Source organism: Pseudofrankia asymbiotica (assembly GCF_001983105.1).
Lineage (GTDB): Bacteria > Actinomycetota > Actinomycetes > Frankiales > Frankiaceae > Pseudofrankia > Pseudofrankia asymbiotica.
The window spans coordinates 60830-80425 of sequence record NZ_MOMC01000053.1; the positions used below are offsets into that span (position 1 = coordinate 60830).

General features: G+C 73.9%; 14 protein-coding genes. 10 read left to right on the top strand and 4 right to left on the bottom strand.

What is annotated here, in order from left to right; translation table 11 throughout:
• The first annotated feature begins 76 nt into the window (after nucleotides 1–76).
• The 3 genes from BL253_RS25975 to BL253_RS25985 all read left to right on the top strand — a co-directional run bounded on the left by BL253_RS25975 (nucleotide 77) and on the right by BL253_RS25985 (nucleotide 4612).
• Entirely contained in the window at nucleotides 77–1573 is a 1497-nt protein-coding gene (locus BL253_RS25975; RefSeq protein WP_241835131.1) for a helix-turn-helix transcriptional regulator, read from the top strand.
• A 324-nt stretch (nucleotides 1574–1897) separates the two neighbouring features.
• Nucleotides 1898–3502: a class I adenylate-forming enzyme family protein gene (locus tag BL253_RS25980; protein WP_076819933.1), complete on the top strand. Its 1605-nt coding sequence runs from the start codon at nucleotides 1898–1900 to the stop codon at nucleotides 3500–3502.
• A 249-nt stretch (nucleotides 3503–3751) separates the two neighbouring features.
• Nucleotides 3752–4612 carry an SDR family NAD(P)-dependent oxidoreductase gene (locus tag BL253_RS25985; RefSeq protein WP_076819934.1) on the top strand — a complete coding sequence of 287 codons (861 nt, stop codon included), beginning with the start codon at nucleotides 3752–3754 and terminating at the stop codon, nucleotides 4610–4612.
• Between the two features lie 10 nt (nucleotides 4613–4622).
• On the opposite strand, the gene BL253_RS25990 is transcribed toward BL253_RS25985, so the two are convergent.
• Both BL253_RS25990 and BL253_RS25995 read right to left on the bottom strand, forming a co-directional pair.
• On the bottom strand, nucleotides 4623–5753 hold the full coding sequence (locus BL253_RS25990; RefSeq protein WP_241835132.1) for an LLM class flavin-dependent oxidoreductase: 1131 nt from the start codon (nucleotides 5751–5753) through the stop codon (nucleotides 4623–4625).
• A complete protein-coding gene (locus tag BL253_RS25995; protein ID WP_420801720.1) occupies nucleotides 5750–6853 on the bottom strand; it encodes an alpha/beta hydrolase in 1104 nt (367 codons plus the stop codon). Before BL253_RS25995 ends, BL253_RS25990 begins: the two co-directional genes overlap by 4 nt.
• A 380-nt stretch (nucleotides 6854–7233) precedes the next feature.
• Between BL253_RS25995 and BL253_RS26000 the strand changes: the two genes are divergently transcribed.
• The 7 genes from BL253_RS26000 to BL253_RS26030 all read left to right on the top strand — a co-directional run bounded on the left by BL253_RS26000 (nucleotide 7234) and on the right by BL253_RS26030 (nucleotide 17162).
• Complete coding sequence (locus BL253_RS26000) at nucleotides 7234–8568, top strand: sensor histidine kinase (RefSeq protein ID WP_076819936.1); 1335 nt, start codon at nucleotides 7234–7236, stop codon at nucleotides 8566–8568.
• Nucleotides 8569–8798: 230 nt separating this feature from the next.
• A complete protein-coding gene (locus BL253_RS26005) occupies nucleotides 8799–9839 on the top strand; it encodes a LytR/AlgR family response regulator transcription factor (RefSeq protein WP_241835134.1) in 1041 nt (346 codons plus the stop codon).
• Nucleotides 9840–9999: 160 nt separating this feature from the next.
• Nucleotides 10000–10476, top strand: a complete 477-nt coding sequence (locus tag BL253_RS26010) for a DUF485 domain-containing protein (protein WP_241835135.1) — start codon at nucleotides 10000–10002, stop codon at nucleotides 10474–10476.
• Complete coding sequence (locus BL253_RS26015) at nucleotides 10473–12317, top strand: sodium/solute symporter (RefSeq protein ID WP_076819937.1); 1845 nt, start codon at nucleotides 10473–10475, stop codon at nucleotides 12315–12317. The genes BL253_RS26010 and BL253_RS26015 overlap by 4 nt, the downstream gene beginning before the upstream one ends.
• Before the next feature lie 363 nt (nucleotides 12318–12680).
• A complete protein-coding gene (locus BL253_RS26020; protein ID WP_076819938.1) occupies nucleotides 12681–13076 on the top strand; it encodes a DUF485 domain-containing protein in 396 nt (131 codons plus the stop codon).
• Nucleotides 13073–14752, top strand: coding sequence for a solute symporter family protein (locus BL253_RS26025; RefSeq protein WP_076819939.1), 1680 nt, complete (start codon nucleotides 13073–13075; stop codon nucleotides 14750–14752). The genes BL253_RS26020 and BL253_RS26025 overlap by 4 nt, the downstream gene beginning before the upstream one ends.
• Before the next feature lie 478 nt (nucleotides 14753–15230).
• Nucleotides 15231–17162, top strand: a complete 1932-nt coding sequence (locus tag BL253_RS26030; protein ID WP_076819940.1) for an AMP-binding protein — start codon at nucleotides 15231–15233, stop codon at nucleotides 17160–17162.
• 269 nt (nucleotides 17163–17431) lie between these two features.
• Here the strand turns inward: BL253_RS26030 and BL253_RS26035 are convergent, their stop codons facing one another.
• The gene (locus tag BL253_RS26035) at nucleotides 17432–17995 is read right to left on the bottom strand and encodes a hypothetical protein (protein WP_076819941.1); all 564 of its coding nucleotides are present in this window, start codon (nucleotides 17993–17995) and stop codon (nucleotides 17432–17434) included.
• Nucleotides 17996–18091: 96 nt separating this feature from the next.
• A complete protein-coding gene (locus BL253_RS44020; protein ID WP_076819942.1) occupies nucleotides 18092–19564 on the bottom strand; it encodes an AAA family ATPase in 1473 nt (490 codons plus the stop codon).
• Between the last annotated feature and the right edge of the window lie 32 nt (nucleotides 19565–19596).

The window sequence follows — 19596 nt, forward strand, 5'->3', positions numbered from 1 at the left end:
GGCGGGCGAGGCCCACCGCGCAGGTCGGGACATCGCGTCCCGTGACACCTCCCCCGGGCTCGGCCACGATCGTCCTGTGAGAGGTGGACGGATCGTGCTGGCGCTCGCTGGGGCCGGGACCGCGACCACGGTCACGGTCGTCGCGCTCGGCGTCTGGCTGCGGCTCGCCGCCTGGGACGCGCCAGGCGCCGACGAGGTGATGGCCTGGTGGCTGGCCAGCGCGGTCGCCGCGCTCGGATACGGGCTGCTCGGCGGGTGGCTCGCCGCCCGGCGGCCACGGCTGCCGGTCGGCTGGCTGCTGCTCACGTTCGGGCTGGCGCACGCGCTCGCGCTCGCCGGGCCTGGCTGGCTGGTGTACGAGCTGGCGGTCACGCCGGCCAGCACGTCGACGCCGGCCAGGGCCGCGATGTGGGTGGGCAACGCCACCTGGATGGTCGCCGTGATCGGCACGGTCAGCGTGCTGCCGCTGCTGCTTCCCGGCGGGAGCCTGCCGTCGCGGCGATGGCGGCCCGTGCTCGCCGCGGGGCTGGCGGCCCTGTGGTCCCTCTGGCGCCGCGGCCGCGGGCGCCCCGCCAGCGCCGACCACCCCAGCGATGCCGACCGCCCAGCCTCCACCGCCAGCACCTCCGCCAGCGGTGCCGCGGCCGAGCGGCAGCGGCGGCAGGTTCGCTGGGTGCTGCTCGGGCTCGCCGCGTCGGTGGTGCTCTTCGTCGCCGGATTCTGGCTGGGCCCGGTCCTCACGGCGCTCGCGATGCTGCCGCTGCCGGTCGCCTGCCTGGTCGCCGTCCTGCGCTACCAGATGTGGGACGTCGACCTGGTGGTGAGCCGCGCGCTCGCCTACGGCACGCTCACCGCCGCCATCGGCGCCTGCTACGCGGCCTGCGTCGGTGTCGGCGGCATCCTGCTCGGCCGGACCACCGGGGCGCCGCTGGTGGCGACGGCGCTGGTCGCGGTGTTCACCGAGCCGCTCGCACGCCGGCTGCGCGCCCAGGCGAACAGGCTGGTGTTCGGCGGCGAGCACGACCCGCACACGGTGCTGAGCCTCGTCGGTGCCCGGCTTCGAGCCGCCGAGGACGCCGACGCGGTGAGCCGTGGGGTGCTCCCCGAGCTCGCCGCCGCCGTGGCGAGGGCGTTGCGGCTGCCGTACATAGCCCGCGCGCTGCGCGCCGTCGCCGCCGGCGAGGTCGTCTTCAGCGCCGCGATCGCGAGCCGGGTGCTCGCCTGGTTCGCCAACGGCGGGCGGGCACCGCTCGCTCCGTTCCCCGAGCTCACCGACCGGGAGCGGGAGATCCTGGACCTGGTCGCCCGCGGCCTGACGAACCCCGCCATCGCACGCCGGCTACACCTTTCCGACAAGACGATCCGCAACCACGTCTCGAACGTCTTCACCAAGCTCCAGGTCGCCGATCGCGCGGAGGCGGTCGCCAGGGCGCGCGACGCCGGCCTCGGCACCGGACCGCTGTGGTCGGGGCGGGGCACTGGACGCGCTTGCCCCGTGTCGGGCGCTGAGCGCCCTCCCGGCGTGGTGCCGGGCCCTGGCATAGGAACGGTGGTGGGGCTTGGACCGGGCTGACGACGTGGCTGGGCTGGCACTGCGTCGATGCGCTGTCGCCAGCTGTGGTTAAGTCGCGCCTACTGGTCGCTCAGGCGGCGTCGCGGGGCGCCGCGTGGCTGGGCATCCGAGGCCGTGGATGTCTGTCGGCGTGGCCCGCGAGACGCGAGACTGGGAACCGACGGAGCCCGGCGCGGCTGGTTCCGGCCAGGCCCGCGGGTGGCAAGTGTGGCACCAAAGCGGCACCGGGTGCAGCATGTCGAATACGGGCATGTGGCGCAAGTCACCCACCGCCCAAGGGCGCCCGGAGGCGTCGGCGCGGCGACGGCTGTCAAAGGGGTGCACATGGTGGCGACGAGAGTGGCCGCGGCGACCGGTAGCAACCTGGCGGTGCTGGCCGAGCTCGCCCGCGAGCGGGTGGGCGACAGCACGTTGCTCGTGTTCGAGGACCAGCGCTGGACGGGCTCGGTGCTGGCGAGCCGGTCCAACCGGTTCGCCAGCGGGCTGATCACCGCGGGTCTGCGGCCCGGCGACCGGGTGGTCGTGTGCATGGCGAACTGCCCCGAGGTGGGGATCTCCTACAACGCGGTCTGGCGCGCGAGCGGCGTCGTAGCCCCGGTGCTGTTCCTGATCGGCGAACCGGAGCTGCGCCATGTKCTCGAGGACAGCGGCGCCCGGCTCGTCATCACGACACCGGAGTTCCTGGCGAAGGTGCTCGGCGCCGYCACGGGCGTCCCCACGGTGACGGCGGTCGTGCTCGCCAATGGCACCGCCGGCACCGCCGCGGAGACGAGTGGCCAAGGGGGCGGGGAGCCCGGCCGGGTGCCGCCGGTGCTCGACCTCGCCGAGCTCGAGAAGGGCGACGAGGCACCGCTGGTGGACACCTCGTCCGCCGAGATGGCCGCGCTGCTGTACACCGGCGGCACGACCGGTCGCTCCAAGGGCGTCGTGCTCAGCCACGACGCGCTGTCGGCCGCCGCCTGGGCCGCCCATCTTTCCCGGCAGCGGGACTCCGCTGACGACGGCCTGCCACCGGTGGGCCTGTCGCCGCTCCCGCTCTCGCACGTCTACGGGCTCACCATCAGCGTCATGGGACTGCACGCGGCCGGGCCGTCCACGGCGGTGCTGATGCGCTGGTTCGACCCGGTCGGCTGGCTGACGCTCGTCGCCCGGCACGGCGTCCAGTCGAGCGCGCTGGTGCCGTCGATGGTCCGGATGCTGCTCGAGACGCCGGTCGAGGAGTACGACACCAGCAGCCTGCGCAGGGTCGTCAGCGGCAGCGCCCCGCTGCCTCGCGAGATCTCGCTGGAATGGGCGCGAAGGCTGCCGCACGCCACGCTGTCCGAGGGCTACGGCTGCACGGAGGTGGCGGCGATCGCCACGTCGACGCCGGGCGGCGCCGTGCGGCTGGGCAGCGTCGGGCGGCCGGCGGCCGGCGTCGAGGTGCGCATCGAGCTGGCCGACGGGGCGGAGGCGGCGACGGGCGAGACCGGCGAGATCTGCCTGCGCGGGCCGTCGCTGATGACCGGCTACTGGAACGCGCCGGAGGAGACCGCGCGCGCCMTGCGCGGCGGCTGGCTGCACACCGGCGACGTCGGCCGGCTCGACGAGGACGGCTACCTCTACGTCGTCGACCGGATCAAGGATGTGATCATCCGCAACGGCTTCAACATCTACCCGCGCGACATCGAGGACGCGCTGCTCACGCACCCGGACGTGGTCGCCTGCGGCGTCGTCGGCCGGCCGGACCCGGCGCACGGCGAGGAGGCCGTGGCGTTCGTCCAGCTCGCCCCCGGCGCGACGGTGACGCCGGCGGACCTGGTGGCGTTCGCGCGCGAGCGGATCTCCGCGGTGAAGTACCCGCGCGAGATCAGGATCGTCGACTCGCTGCCGCTCACCGGCGTCCTCAAGACCGACCGCAAGGCGCTGCGCGAGCTGCTCGACAACTGACGTCGAAGCGCGCCGGGCCAATTCGGCCCGGCCCACACCAGGCACTTCCGTCAGGGTCCACGCGGACCCGACCAGGCACTTCCGTCAGGGTTCACGCTGGCCCTGACCAGGCAGTTCCGTCAGGTTTCGCGCGGGGCAAAATCGCCGGCCCTCCGCTGTCGACTAACCGACTGGCCGCTTTCGGCGAGCAATCCAGTAAGCCTACGATCCAATGTGAATTGTCGGATCGGCGCGGCGGCTGGTGATCTTATGGATGATTTTCGGGGTCAGACGGCTCTGGTCACGGGCGCCTCTTCGGGGATCGGGCTCGCGCTCGCGGCCGGGTTCGCCCACCGCGGGGCGGACATCGTGATCGCCGCGCTGCCGAACGAGAAGCTGGCCACGGCGGCGGCCTGGCTGCGCGCGCGCCACCCGGTCACCGTCCACGAGATCGGGATCGATCTCGCGTTCGAGGAGGGGCCGGACAAGCTGGCCGCGCGGGTCGCCGAGCTCGATCTCACGATCGACGTACTGGTCAACAACGCCGGCTTCGGTGTCCACGGCAACTACCACACGCTCGACATGGAGCAGAACCACCGCGAGGTCATGCTGCTGTGCTCCGCCGTCGAGCGGATGACCCACCTGTTCCTGCCCGGCATGCTCGAGCGCGGGCGCGGCACGCTGATCAACCTGAGCTCGGTGCAGGGGTTCCAGGCCGTGCCGCACATGGCCGTCTACGGGGCGGCGAAGGCGTTCGTGCTGTCGTTCACCACCGCGCTGTGGGCGGAGTACCGCGCCAGCGGCGTACGGATCCTGGCGCTGTGCCCGGCGCAGACCGAGACGGACTTCTTCGACGACCTCGGCTACCAGGTGGCCACCGGCGGGCGGATGCGCACACCGGAGGAGGTCGTCGCCACCGCCTTCCGCGGCCTGCGGCGCGGCAGGCCCCATGTGATCGACGGCTGGCAGTACCGGCTGTCGGCCAACGCCCCGCGCTTCCTGCCCCGGGGCCTCGTCGCCCGGATCACCGAGCGCGTCCTGCACCCGTCGAAGATGACCCGCCCCGCGCGCCCGCCCCGCCCGCTCCTCGTCGACGACGCCGAAGCGGGCGCCAACACCAGCGCCGCCTGACGGCCGGGCCTCAGCCCGTCCGCTGGCCGCCGCCGTGGCCGGCGGCGGTGGCCGTGGCGGCGGTGGCAGTGGCAGTGGTGGCGGCGGCGGGTCGGCGTGACCGGGGGGTCAGGTCCCTGGCGAGCTCGGCGAGCAGCTCGTAGGAACGGACGCGGTCGGCGTGACCGTGGACGTTCGTCGTGACCATCAGCTCGTCGGCGCCGGTCGCGTCGAGCAGTCGCTGGAGCCCGGCGCGGACGGTCTCCGGCGAGCCGACGACATGCGACGAGGTCGCCTGCCGGGCCGCGGCCCGCTCCGGGTCCGTCCACGGGTAGGCGGCGGCCTCCTCCGGCGTCGGGTAGGCCGCCGGGCGGCCGCTGCGCAGACGCATCATCGTCAGGCGGATCGGCCCGGCGAGCCAGTCGGCCCGTTCGTCGGTGTCGGCGACCAGCACGGCGGCGGCGACCATCGCGTACGGCCGCTCCCGCCCCGGCGAGGGGCGGAACGACGAGCGGTAGAGGTCGAGCGCCGGGATCGTGTTCTGCGAGCTGAAATGGTGCGCGAACGAGAACGGCAGCGACAGGATCCCGGCGACCTGGGCGCTGTAGCCGCTCGAGCCGAGCAGCCAGATCGGCGGCACCTCGGCGCGCGGGAAGGCACTCACTCCGTGCAGCCGGTGGCCCGCGGGGAACTCGGCGCCCGCGAGGAAGGTCGTCAGCTCGGCGAGCTGGTCGGGGAACTCGTCCTCGGTGAGCGCGCGCCCCCCGAGGCGGCGCAGCGCCCGCGCCGTCGCCGGGTCGGTGCCGGGGGCGCGGCCGAGGCCGAGGTCGATGCGGCCGGGGAACATCGCGCCGAGCGTGCCGAACTGCTCGGCGACGACCAGCGGCGAGTGGTTCGGCAGCATGACCCCGCCGGAGCCCACCCGGATGGTCGACGTCGCCGCGGCGACCTGGCCGATGAGCAGCGCGGTCGCCGAGCTGGYGATCCCCGGCATGCCGTGGTGCTCGGCCAGCCAGTAGCGGCCGAAGCCCAGATCCTCGGTACGCCGGGCCAGGTCGAGCGAGTTGTGAATGGCCTGGCCGGCCGTCACCCCACTACCTACGGGGACAAGGTCGAGCACGGACAGTGGCACCGGGAACGGCCCGGAAGACTGCGACGTCACGTCCCTGTGCAACCGCCGACCCGTCCCGGCCTCTTCCCGTGCCGGTCAGGTTCCCGCCCGGTCAGGTCGACAGGGCGCGGYCAGGTCGACAGGGCGCGGCCGAGAAAGGCCAGCTGGGCGGGGAGCTGGYGGCGCCAGAAGCCGAAGTCGTGGCAGCCGGTGGGGAAGCCGCGCTCGTCGGCGGCCAGCTCGTCGGCGAGCTTGTGGTCGACGCGGCTGAACGGGTCCGCGTTGCCGCAGTCGATCCGGTAGGCGACGCCACGCGCGGGGCCGGCGCCGAGCACGCGATGATCGTCGAAGTCGGCCGCCGAGTCGAACGCGCCCGAAGCGGCGTCACCATAGGAGCGCCACACCGCCGGGCTGCTCGCGGCGACGGCCACCACCCGGGTCGGATGGCGCCGGGCGAGCAACAACGCGCCGTACCCACCCATCGACCAGCCGTACGCGGCGAACCGGTCCGTGCTCAGCCCCTGGGCGGCGAGCCTGGGCAGCACCTCGCCGAGCAGCATCGCCTCCGGGTCGTCGCCGTCCGCCCGCCGGTGCCAGTAGGTCTCGTCGCCGTCGACCGCGGCGAGCGCGAACGGCGCCACGCCGGTGGCGGCCGCGGCCGCGAGAAAGGCCTGCGCCGAGAGCGGCCCGACGAGAGAGCGCGCCGCGTCGCCCCGCCCGTGCAGCACCAGGCACACCGGCAGCGTCAGGCCGGTGTCCTCGCCCGCCGCGTCACCGCCGCCCGGCGTCGCGCCGCCGCCAGCCACGCCGCCGCCACCTGTGGCGCGCGGCTCGTACCCGGGCGGGTAGGCGACGACCAGGTCGACCTCGCGGCGACGGGCGGCGCTCCTGAACGACGTGACGCTGACCGGGCCCGGCTCGACCGCCGGCACGGCACCCGGCTCGCCACAGCCCTCGACCGCCCGGACCAGCCGTTCCCGCCCAGGCAGCCAGCCCGCGTACACCGCGCCGCCGGCGGCCGCGGCCACCCCGGCCACGCCGGCGACCGCCCCGATCCCCGCGAGCACCACCCGCCGCCGGCTCGGCCGCCCGGCGGCCAACCCGCGCCGCCGCTGCTCCAGACTCGGCCGCGCCCGCGGCTCGTCCGCCACACTCGACCCCGCCCCAGGGCCTTCCTCAGGACCCGGTCGCTCTTCCGGTTCGTCCTCAGGACCCGGTCGCTCCTCCGGTTCGTCCTCAGGACCCGGTCGCTCCTCCGGTTCGTCCTCAGGACCCGGTCGCTCCTCCAGATCCGGCCGCGTCCCGGCCTCGTCCTCCAGACCTGGCCGCGTCCCACGCGCGTCCGCCGGATCCGTCCGTGCCTCCGGCTCGTCCTCCAGACCCGGCCGCGCCCCAGACCCGGCCGCCTCGCCCTCCACTTCCCTGGAAGCCATGTCCCAAATGTTCTCAGGCGCGCGCCCCGAAATCGCGGTTCTGGGCCGATCATCCGTTCTGGATCGCCTCGCCGGGTCTGGCGGGCTACCGTKCCGACGTGGAGATCGGCGATGTTCAGCTGGTCTGGCTGGCGATCGGGGTCGCGGTCGGGGTCGCGGCGGCGTTCGGCGTCCTGCTCCTGCTGCGGACGGTCCGCACCCCCGCGGGGCTCGGGACCACCGCCGAGCGGGCCACGTTCGCCACCCTGCACACGGCGTCGCTCGCCGCGCCGCACCTGCGGGAGGGGCTCGGCCCGGCCGGCGCGGCACGCGCCGTCCGCCACCTGCGCGCGCTGCTTGGCGCGTCGGCCGTCGCGATCACGGACTCGACCAGGACGCTGGCCTGGGACGGCCCGGGCGAGTCGCGCCACCGCGCGGACGCCGTCCGTCATGCCGCGCAGGCTCTCACCGCCGGCCGCGTCGCCGTCCTCACCGCGGATCACATCCAGGCCGCCGCGGCTGCCGCGGACGCCGCGGACGCCTACGAGAGCGGGCCGGCCTGCGAGAGCGGGGCGGTTGGTCAGGGCGGGGCGGTTGGCGAGAGCGAGGCGGCCGGCGCGGCCCGTGGGAGCGGGCGCTGCGACGATCCCGAGTGCCCGATCGGAGCGGCCGTCGTCGCGCCGATCACGAGCGGCGACGAGGTGGTCGGGGCGCTGCTCGCCTACGCGCCGGCGGTCGGCGCCGGGCTCGCGCGGGCGGTCGAGGAGCTCGCCCGCTGGGTCTCCACCCAGGTCGAGCTCGCCGAGCTGGAGGCGTCACGCACCCGGGCGGTGGAGGCGGAGCTGCGCGCGCTGCGGGCGCAGATCAGCCCGCACTTCATCTACAACTCGCTGGCCGCGATCGCGTCGTTCGTGCGCACCGACCCGGAGCGGGCGCGCGAGCTGGTGCTCGAGTTCGCCGACTTCACCCGCTACGCGTTCCGGCGCAGCGGCGAGTTCACGACGCTCGCCGACGAGCTGCGCAACGTCGAGCGCTACCTGGCGCTGGAGAAGGCCCGGTTCGGCGACCGGCTGGCCGTGCAGATCCTGGTCGCGCCCGAGGTGCTGCCGGTCGTCATCCCGTTCCTGGCGGTGCAGCCGCTGGTGGAGAACGCCGTCCGGCACGGTATCGAGGGGCGCCCCGGGGTCGGGCACGTCTCCCTCGGCGCGACGGACGACGGCGCGGCGGCGCACATCTGGGTCGAGGACGACGGCGCGGGCAGCGACCCGGAGGTCGTGCGCCGCATACTCGCCGGCGCGCACGTGGGCGAGTCGGTGGGCCTCGGCAACGTCGACGCCCGGCTGCGCTCGGTCTTCGGCGACGAGTGCGGCCTGGTCGTCGAGACGGCCCTCGGCGCCGGCACCAAGGTCAGCTTCCGCGTCCCCAAGTTCGCGCCCGGAGTCCAGCTCCCCTAGCCCGGCCCCCGGCGTGCGCCCACCAGCACGCAACCGGTAGATCACTGGTTCCGTGTCGTCGCGGTTGTGGATTCATCCAGATCACGACTGTGATGACACGCCTGCGGCGATCATGAATGATCGTGGACGTGGGCGGGCCTCTGCCGGCGCGGCGTTGACCGCGAGGAAGATCCGGCTGGCGAAGATCGGGCTATGGCTAGCGGGCGCCCCGGCGGCTACCATCCGTGATCATGGGTGCGGGTGCTGCCTCGGCCCGGCCGGCGTCGCCGGACCCGGCCGCCGACTTACTGGCCGCCGGGCCGCCGGCCGCGTCGGCGGCGGCTCCGGCGTCGGGTCCGCTCGCGGTGCTGGTGGTGGACGACGAGGCGCCGGCCCGTGACGAGCTCGCCTGGCTGCTGACCGCCGACCCACGGGTCCGGCTGGTGCGCACGGTCGACGACGGCGCCGAGGCGTTGCGGGCCCTGGACGCCGAGGCGTTCGACGCGGTGTTCTGCGATGTCCGGATGCCCGGGCTCGACGGCCTGGACCTCGCCCGGGTACTCGGCCGGTTCGCCGCGCCGCCGCAGGTCGTCTTCGTCACCGCCCACGAGGGGCACGCCGTCGACGCGTTCGACCTGCGCGCGACCGACTACCTGCTCAAGCCCGTGCGCCCCGACCGGCTCGCCGAGGCCGTGCGCCGGGTCGTCGAGACGATTCGCGCCGCCCGCCAGGCGCCTGGCGGGGCCGCCACCACGACCGCCCGGCGCGGCTCGGCCGGTGTCGCCGGCTCCGCCGGTGTCAACGGCCCCGCCGGTGTCAACGGCCCCGCCGGCCTCGGCGGGCCGGTCGGCGGGCCCGTCACCGGCCCGGTCAGCGGGCCGGCGCACGCCGTCGCCGCCGGCGGGCGAGCCGACGACGGGACGGCCACCGCCGAGGACGAGACCTTCCCGGTCGAGCTGGGCGGCGTCACCCGGTTCGTCCACCGGTCCGAGGTGCGCTACGCCGTCGCCCAGGGCGACTACGTCCGGCTGCACACCGCGGGCGGTGGGCACCTCGTCCGTGTCTCGCTGTCCACGCTGGAGGAACGCTGGGCAGCGGCGGGCTTCGTCCGGATCCACCGCAGCACCCTGGTCGCGCTCGCCCACGTGGACGAGCTGCGGATGGACGACGGCCACTGCACCATCCGGCTCGGCGACCGGGTGCTGCCCGTGAGCCGCCGGCACACCCGCGCGCTGCGCGACCGGCTGATCCGAGCGGCGAGCCTCACCCGTGCCCCCGGACGCTCCACCTGACCCGCCGCCGCCGAAGGCGGCGACGCCACCGCGCCGGGTACGGGTGACGGGGCCGCGGACCGCGTCCGCGCCGGGATCCCCATCTGATCCGGGGTCCCTCCTCGATCGGCGAAGCCGATCGAGGAGGTCTGGGGGCCCGGCGGAGAGATCCGGGGCGGCCGTGCGGCCGGTCCGGGGCTCGGCCAGCCGCGACCTTGACGAGCAGACGGTGCTCGGCGACGTCTACCTGCGTGGCCTGCTGCGCGACCAGCGCCGGCTCGCGATCGGTGTGCTCGTGGCGCTCGGGGTGGCGTTGGGCCTGCTGCCGGCGMTGTTCGCGTTCGTGCCCGACCTCGCCGCGACGCGCGTCCCGAGGCTCGGCGTGGGCCTGCCATGGCTGGTGCTCGGCGTCGCCGTGTACCCGGCGCTCGTCGTYGTCGCCAGGGCCTACGTACGCGGCGCCGAACGCACGGAGAGCGACTTCACCGACCTGCTCGCCGGACGGCCGGTAGGCCACGACCGCAGGCGCCGGCCGGCGCGCGCGGGCCGGGAGGAACCTGTCAGCGGGGAGGCACGCGAGGGCGAGGAGGAGGGCGGGGACGAGGAAGCGCGCCCGGACGAGGAAGGGCCTGGGGACGAGGCCGGCGGGCGGCCGTGACGGCGCCCGCCTGGCCGGCGGCGCTCGCCGTCGCGATGGTCTGCGCCGCGACCCTCGCCGTCGGCGCGCTCGGCCTGCGGCTGTCCCGGACGACGAGCGACTTCTACGTGGCCAGCCGGGTGGTCAGCCCACGCTGGAACGCGTCGGCGATCGGCGGCGAGTACCTGTCGGCCGCGAGCTTCCTCGGCGTGGCCGGGCTGGTGCTCGCGGCCGGCGCCGACATGCTCTGGTACCCGATCGGCTACACCGCCGGCTACGTGGTGCTGCTGGTGCTGGTCGCGGCGCCGCTGCGCCGTTCCGGCGCTTTCACGCTGCCCGACTTCGCGGAGATCCGGATGGGCTCGGCGCGGCTGCGCCGGGTCGCCTCGGTGCTGGTTGTCGGGATCGGCTGGCTCTACCTGCTCCCGCAGTTCCAGGGYGCCGGCCTCGCGCTGCGCGCGGCCACCGGTGCCCCGGTCTGGCTCGGCGCGGTGATCGTCGCCRGGGTCGTCGTGCTCAACGTGCTGGCCGGCGGGATGCGCTCGATCACCATCGTGCAGGCCTTCCAGTACTGGCTGAAGCTCACCGCGATCGCGGTCCCGGTGTTCTTCCTGCTGGCGATGTGGTGGAGCGACGGCGCCCCGGCGGCGCCCGCCGACGGCCACCCGGTGACGGTCCGGCCGGTCACGGTCCGCCTCGTCGACACGGTCCGGATCCGCGTCGACATCCCCACCGCGTTCACGATGTACGGCGTTCTGGACGGAGAGCCGGTCGCCGGCCCCGTCCGGCTCGACCCCGTCCAGCTCAGGCCGGCGGGGACCGCGGGGACGGCGGGGACGGCTGTGCTCTCGGCCGGCAGCACGGTGACCCTGCCGGCCGGGACGCCGGTGCCGCGCGCCGAGGCCATTCTCGGCCGCGGCGGCACCGGCGCGGTGCCGGCCGGCACCACCCACCGCGACCATGCCCTCTACCGGACGTACTCGCTGCTGGTGGCGCTGCTGCTCGGCACGATGGGCCTGCCGCACGTGATCGTCCGCTTCTACACGAACCCCGACGGGGGCGGTGCCCGCCGCACCGCCGCGGCCGTCATCGGGCTGCTCGGCGCCTTCTACCTGTTCCCGCCGGTGTACGCCGCGCTCGGCCGGGTCTACGCCCCGGACCTGCTGCTGACGGGGCGCACCGACACGGTGGTGCTCGCGCTGCCGGCGCGGGTGCTGCCGGGGGCCGCGGGCGAGGCGCTGGCCGCGCTGGTGATGGGCGGCGCGTTCGCGGCGTTCCTCTCGACCTCCAGCGGGCTGACGGTCTCGGTGGCCGGGGTGCTGAGCCAGGACCTGCTGCGCCACCGGACCCGCACCGGCGTCGCCGGATTCCGGGCCGGCGCGGTGCTCGCCGTCGCCGTGCCGGCGGCCGGCACGCTGCTGGCGACCCGGGTCGGCCTCGCCGACACGGTCGGCCTCGCGTTCGCCGTCGCCGCCTCCACGTTCTGCCCGCTGCTGGTGCTGGGCATCTGGTGGCGCCGGCTGAGTGTGATCGGGGCGCTGTGCGGCCTCGGGGTCGGCGGGCTGACGGCGACCTCCGCGGCGATGGTGACGATGCTCGGCTGGGCGCCCGCGGGGCTCGCGGGCGCACTGCTGGCCCAGCCGGCCGCGTGGACGGTGCCGCTGTCGTTCGCCGTGATGCTGCTGGTCTCGCTGCGCACGCCCGCCACCGTGCCTCCGGGCGTCGGGCGGGTGCTGACCCGCCTGCACGTCCCCGAGGCGGTCCGCGCCGCCCGCGCCGCGCCCGCCGCCGTCACGCCGGCCTTCGGCCTGCCGAGCCCGGCCGCCCGGCACGACCAGTCGGGCGCCGCCCGTCCCCCGTGACGGGCGGCCGTCCCTGGAGGGTCACTCGTCGGGGCACCGCTCGTCGGAGCGGCGTCCGTCGGAGCCTCGCTCGCCACGGCACCGCTCGCCACGCCACCGCTCGCCGCGCCGAACCGACCGCTCGCCGCCCAGCCTGGCTGGCCGACCGCTCGTCGCGCCACGCCGGCCCGCCGGGCGCCGGGTTCGCGCCGCCGACAGCAAGGTCCGCGTGGCGGGCTCCCATCGGCCCACGCCCGCCCCTACGGTGACGGCCGTCACACCGTTTGCCCGACGTACCCCCGACGTCCGGGCCGACAGGGCCAGGGGCCGCGAGCCGCGAGGCGGAGCGCGGCCCCTGGCTTCCAGCGGAGTGGAGGCAGCCGCGTGAGCACCGTCCAGTCATCCCCCGGCGAGGCCGCCCCTGGCGCGTCCGCCAGTGGGCCGGAGAGTTATCTCGATCTTCAACGCAGTCCCGAGTTCGGCGAGCTGCGCCGCGGCTTCCGGCGGTTCGTGTTCCCGATGACCGCGCTCTTCCTCGCCTGGTACTTCCTCTACGTACTGCTGGCCGCCTTCGCGTCCGGCTTCATGTCGCACAAGGTGGGCGGGAACATCAACGTCGGCCTGCTGTTCGGGCTCGGCCAGTTCCTGTCGACGTTCGTGATCACGGCGGTCTACGTCCGTTGGGCGGACCGCCGGCTTGACCCGGCGGCGGCCGCGCTGCGCGCCCGCTTCGAAGGGACGCAGGGCGAGGGCACGCAGGCCGGGAGTGAGGCGCGATGAACGCGACAAGCACGGTAAGCACGGTGAACCTCGCGGCCGACACCGTCGGCCGGCCGGCCGTCAACATCTCGATCTTCGCTCTGTTCGTCGTCGTCACCCTCGCGATCGTCATCCGCTTCTCGCGGGCCAACCGCACCGCCACCGACTTCTACGCGGGCGGACGCGCGTTCTCCGGCCGGCAGAACGGCATCGCGATCTCCGGYGACTACCTCTCGGCGGCGTCCTTCCTGGGTATCGCCGGCGCCATCGCCCTGCAGGGCTACGACGGGTTCCTCTACTCCATCGGGTTCCTCGTCGCCTGGCTGGTGGCGCTGCTGCTGGTCGCCGAGCTGCTGCGCAACACCGGCCGCTACACGATGGCGGACGTGCTGAGCTTCCGGCTGCGCCAGGGCCCGGTGCGCACCGCCGCCGCCATCTCGACGCTCACCGTCAGCCTGTTCTACCTGCTCGCCCAGATGACCGGCGCCGGCGGACTGGTGAACCTGCTGCTCGGCGTGAAGGGCACGGCCTGGCAGAACCTGACGATCGCCATCGTCGGCGTCCTGATGATCGTCTACGTGCTCGTCGGCGGCATGAAGGGCACCACCTGGGTTCAGATCATCAAGGCCGTCCTGCTGGTGCTCGGCGCCGCGCTGATGACCTTCTGGGTGCTCGGCAAGGCCGGCTTCAACCTGTCATCAGTACTCGGCGACGCGGCCGCGGCCAGTCCCAAGAAGGACGCCGTGCTCAATCCCGGCGTCAAGTACGGCCTCACCACCACCACGAAGATCGACTTCATCTCGCTCGCGATGGCGCTGGTGCTCGGCACGGCCGGGCTGCCGCACGTCCTGATGCGGTTCTACACCGTGCCGAACGCGCTCCAGGCCCGCCGCAGCGTCGCCTGGGCGATCGGGATCATCGGGGTCTTCTACCTGTTCACCCTGGTGCTCGGCTACGGCGCGATGTACCTGGTCGGCGCGGACAAGATCAACGCGGCGCCGGGGAAGGCGAACTCGGCGGCGCCGCTGCTCGCCTTCGAGCTCGGCGGGACGCTGCTGCTCGGCATCATCGCCGCGGTGGCGTTCGCGACGATCCTCGCCGTCGTCGCCGGGCTCACCATCACGGCGAGCGCGTCGTTCGCGCACGACGTCTACAACAGCGTCCTGAAGAAGGGCACGGCCGCGCCCGCGCAGGAGGTACGGGTCGCCAGGATCACCGCGGTCGTCATCGGCCTGGTGGCGATCGTCGGCGGCATTCTCGCGAAGGACCAGAACGTCGCCTTCCTGGTCGCGCTGGCGTTCGCGGTCGCCGCGTCGGCGAACCTGCCGACGATCCTCTACTCGCTGTTCTGGAAGCGCTTCAACACCCGCGGCGCGCTGTGGAGCATCTACGGCGGCCTGATCTCCGCCATCGTCCTGATCGTCTTCTCCCCGGTGGTCTCCGRGAAGGCCGGCAGCGCCTCCATGATCAAGGACTCGTCGATCGACTTCCATTGGTTCCCGCTGGACAACCCGGGGATCGTCTCGATCCCGCTCGCGTTCTTCCTCGGCTGGCTCGGCACGATCACCAGCCGGGAGCGCGTCGACGAGGCGAAGTACGCCGAGATGCAGGTCCGCTCCCTGACCGGCGCGGGCGCCGAACGCCCGACCGTCCCACCTCCCCGCACCGAGGAGGAGTCCCTCCCCGAACCGGTCTAGACCTCCCGCAAACCCGCCCAGCAGACGTGAATTGGGTGACGTACAGCGGCGGTGACCGTGCCGGTCGCGAAGGCCCGCCTCGCCGAGGCCCGCCACCGCAGTCGACGTGCGACGTGCATTGGCGACGTACAGCGGCGGGTGACCGTGCTGGGCGCGAAGGCGCACCTCGCGGAGGCCCGGCCCACAAGCGAAGCGAAGTGGGCCGGGCCGCAGCGAGGTCGCCGTAGCGCCCGTGAGCGCAGGAGGACGCGGCGCGGAGGTGTCGTCCGAGCCGCCAGGCGAGGACGGCGCCGGAGCGCCGCGCCCGCACGGAGCGAACCAATGTCACTGTCGCGATCCGGATGATGCGCCGGAAGGTCCAGCCGTGCGAACGTGACGGGCACCACGGATCTCCGCGTGGCGCCGGTCGCGGCGAGCGGGCCGGACAGACCCGGGCTGGTGGCCGGCGAGGCGGCTCGGACTCAAGGAGGAGCGCGGGATGGGCGACTACCAGCGGGTCTACGAGCAGAGCATCGCCCGGCCCGAGGAGTTCTGGGCCGAGGCCGCGCGCGCGATCGACTGGGCCCGCCGGCCGGAGCAGGTCCTCGACGCCAGCCGCCCGCCGTTCTACCGCTGGTTCCCCGACGCCGAGCTGAACACCTGCTTCAACGCCGTCGACCGGCACGTGGCGAACGGCCGGGGCGACGCGGTGGCCGTCGTCTACGACTCGCCCATGACCGGCACTCTGCGCCGCTACACCTACCGCGAGCTGCTCGACGAGGTCGCGCGCGCCGCCGGCGCCTTCGCCGCTCTTGGCGTCGGCCGCGGCGACCGGGTCATCGTCTACCTGCCGATGATCCCCGAGGCGGTCATCACGATGCTGGCCTGTGCCCGGCTCGGCGCGGTCCACTCGGTCGTCTTCGGCGGCTTCGCGCCCGCCGAGCTCGCCGCCCGGATCGACGACGCCCGCCCGAAACTCGTCGTCAGCGCCTCCTGCGGCATCGAACCGACCCGGCTGGTCCCCTACAAGCCGATGCTCGACGAGGCGCTGCGCCTGGCCGCCCACCCGCCGGCGCGGTGCGTGATCGTCCAGCGGGAGCAGCGGCGGTGCGAGCTGGTCGCCGGCCGCGACCACGACTGGGCGGACGTCGTCCCCGGCGCCACCCCGGCGGACCCGGTCACCGTCGCCGCCACCGACCCGCTCTACATCCTCTACACGTCCGGGACGACCGGCCGCCCGAAGGGCATCGTCCGCGACAACGGCGGGCACGCCGTCGCGATGGCCTGGTCGATGGCGAACATCTACGACGTCGGCCCCGGCGAGACCATGTTCACCGCCTCCGACATCGGCTGGGCCGTCGGCCACTCATACACCGTCTACGGCCCGCTGCTCGTCGGCGCGACGTCGATCCTCTACGAGGGGAAGCCGGTCGGCACGCCGGACGCCGGCGCGTTCTGGCGGGTGGTCACCGAGCACGGGGCGAAGGTCGTCTTCACCGCCCCGACCGCGATCCGGGCGATCAAGAAGGAGGACTCGGCCGGCACGCACCTCGCCAAGTACGACGTGGGCGCGTCGCTGCGGGCGCTCTACCTGGCCGGCGAGCGGCTCGACCCGGCCACCTACGAGTGGGCGACGAGCATGCTCGGCGTGCCGGTCGTCGACAACTGGTGGCAGACCGAGACCGGCTGGCCGATCGCCGCCAACCCGCTCGGCCTCGAACGGCTCCCGGCGAAGGCCGGCTCACCGTCGGTCCCGATGCCGGGCTACGACGTCCGCGTCCTCGACCCGGCCCACGCCCCCGCCGACCCGGGGGCGGAGAGCCCCGCGGCCGGCGTGGAGCTACCGGCCCGCACCGAGGGCGCGATCGCCATCCGCCTGCCGCTGCCGCCGGGCACCCTGCCGACGCTGTGGGGCGACGACGACCGCTACGTGTCGTCGTACCTGTCGACGTTCGACGGCTACTACCTGACCGGCGACGGCGGCTACGTCGACGAGGACGGCTACCTGTACGTCCTCGGCCGCACGGACGACGTCATCAACGTCGCCGGGCACCGGCTCTCGGCCGGGCAGCTGGAGGCGGTGCTCGCGGCGCACCCGGCGGTCGCCGAGTGCGCGGTCGTCGGGGTCGCCGACTCGTTCAAGGGCCAGGTCCCGCGCGGGCTGGTGGTCGTGAAGACCGGCGCGAGCATCGACCCGGCGGTCCTCGCCGGCGATCTCGTCGCCCGGGTGCGCGCCGAGATCGGCCCGGTCGCGTCCTTCAAGCGGGTCGATGTCGTAGCCGCGCTGCCGAAGACCCGCTCCGGCAAGATCCTGCGCCGCACCATGCGCGAGATCGCCGACGGCCGCTCCCCCGCCGTCCCGTCGACCATCGAGGACCCAACGATCCTCGACGCACTGCGCCCCATCCTGGCCCCCGCCCCAACCGCCTGACCCCAACCACGGTTCCGTGTCGGATAGGCCTGCCTATAGCCGTGCCCATCCAACACACATCGATGGCGGTGCCGCGGAGCGTGTCGGGTCAGCCTGTCTATAGGCGTGCTTGTCCAACACGCTTCGCGGGTGGAGGGTGTCTCGCCTGTGGGGGCTCCGGGGCGGGGCCTGGGCCGTCTACCTCGGTCGGTCGCGTTCGCCCGCCAGCGGCCGGCTCAACCGTGGCGACGCGGCTACCAGGTGTGACCTCGGCGGGGCGTGCGCCCGGGTCAGTCGCCGACGGCGGCCAGGTAGTCGTCGGCCAGCTCGTCGAGGTCGTCCGTCGGGTAGTCGAGCTCGACGCGGATCCGGCGGCGGCCGACGAGCAGAAGGTCGAGCATGAACTCGGGGACGTCGGCGTTCTCGCAGCGGTGGTAGCCCATGGTGAACCAGGTGTGCGCGTCGACGAGCAGCCCGCCCACCTCCAGCGACTCGGCGACCGCGGCGTAAAGGTCCGGGTCCTTGCTGCGGCTGGCCTTCAGCTCCCGCAGCAGCGCCGAGGCGTCATCCCGCCGGCCCACGCGCAGGAACGCGTCGTGCAGCCACACCCGAGGGTCCATCGCRTCGCTACCGCCGTCGGCGATGGCCTCCTGGTAGCACCTGATCGCCGCGTCCCAGTCCTCGGCGAGCCCGTGCTGGCTGCCAGCCTCGACGAGCAGCAAGGCTCGGTTGATCTCCTCAGTGTGCCGCTCCGGCTGGCCGGCCAGTTCCTCGAACCGCGCGGCCGCGGCCCCGTGCCGCCCATCCCGCGCCGCTCTGGTCGTGATCTCGTCAACATCGTCGTGACTGAGCATGCCCCATTCTCGCGACCGCCCCGCCACCGTCAGCCGCCACCCAGGCCCGCGCGTCTTCCCGGCGGGGCAGGACACCGGCTCGTCGATGGCGGGCCGTCACTCGGCGCCGGGATCCCAGGCCGAGATGATGTTCTCGGGGCCCCAGGCGAGTGTGAGGTCTGGAGCCGCGTCGGGGGTGACACCGGACAGTGAGACAGCGGCCAAGGCCGTCGTGCCTGGGGCGAAGCCGGGGATCTGGACGGCTGCGCGGTGGAGGGAGGCCAGGTCGTGGCGGTCGAAGGGGGTGCCTACTAGCCACTTGATGGAACCGGCGACGAAGATCTCACGGGCGACTGGTGCGCGGTCGGCGCCGACGAGGTCGACCTCGGGGTCGAACTGACGGTTCCACCAGCCTCCGACGGCCTCGACCTCGGGCCAGGGAGTCTCGCCAGTCGCGCAGGCAAGAGCGAAGGCCTCGCGGATCAGCGGCTCCACAGTCCTGCCCCGCCAGGAGGGCCAACGGCGCGCGACCAGCTGCGCCGCGGCGGCCGGGCGGCCTCGGCCGGCAAGTTCCTGAGCCGGCCGGAGCGCGGCCAGATACAGCCGTAGGTTGCTGTCGGCGACCCGGTAGAGCGCCGGACGGCCAGACTTGGTGGAAAGCGGCTCGTCGACCGCCAGAACCTGCTTGTCCTCGACCAGCCTGTGTAGCAGGGGCGAAAGCGTGCCGGACGGTACCGCCCCGATACGGCCGCCAGCCGCGGCCGCGATGTTCGCATGCGTGCGGTCGCCGCTGCCAACCGCTTCCAGTACCCGTCTTGCCTGGTCGGGTGCCGGAAACTCGGCGAGCAGCGCCAGTTCTGGCACGCTCACCAAGGGGGACGCCGGGTCGGCTACCTCGGCCTTGAGGAAGGCCTCTGGCGATGTTCCCGGCGGCCAAGTGCGCAGGATGCCTGGAAGGCCGCCGGTGATGAGATKGGCGTCGATGGCGTCCGCCGCGCCCAGTCCGAGCGCCTGGCCGGTCTCCGCCGGGTTCAGCGGGCCGAGTCGGAGATTGTCGGCGCGACCGTAGAACGGCCGGTCGTATGCCGTCAGCCGTTCCATCATGTGCAGATCGCTGCCTAGGAGCAGCAACAGAACCGGGCGGCTCGACAACAGCCGGTCCCAGGCGGTCTGCAGCGCACCGTCGAACACGTCGTCCTGTTCGGCGAGCCAGGGCAGTTCGTCTAGGACCACAATCGTGGGCTGGTTCGGCAGCGCGGCGGTCAGCGCACGCCACGCCTCGGACCAGCCGCCGGCGATCTGGTCCGGGATCAGCTCCCGGGCGCTTTCCGAGGGCAGCGATGACTCGCGAAGCCCAGTAAGGAGCGCACCGATCGCCTCGACCGGGGACGCCCCCTTGGTCGCGGCGAAGTAGAGATAGGGGACACCCGTCGCGTCGCAGAACTCCTGCACCAGCCGCGACTTGCCCACCTGCCGCCGGCCTCGGATCRCCAGGGCGTAGCCCGTGCCCGACGCTTCGACCCGGGCGAGACGCTTGCCCAGCAGCGCCAGTTCGACCGTCCGCCCGACGAAGCCCGAAGTTGCCGGCATCTATGTAGCCTCCATCTATGTAGATGCCATCT

Excerpts from the sequence above, each read along its gene's own strand:
- BL253_RS26005 (WP_241835134.1), top strand. The coding sequence starts at position 8,799 with ATGGGTGCGGGTGCTGCCTCGGCCCGGCCGGCGTCGCCGGACCCGGCC.
- BL253_RS26030 (WP_076819940.1), top strand. The coding sequence starts at position 15,231 with ATGGGCGACTACCAGCGGGTCTACGAGCAGAGCATCGCCCGGCCCGAG.
- BL253_RS25985 (WP_076819934.1), top strand. The coding sequence starts at position 3,752 with ATGGATGATTTTCGGGGTCAGACGGCTCTGGTCACGGGCGCCTCTTCG.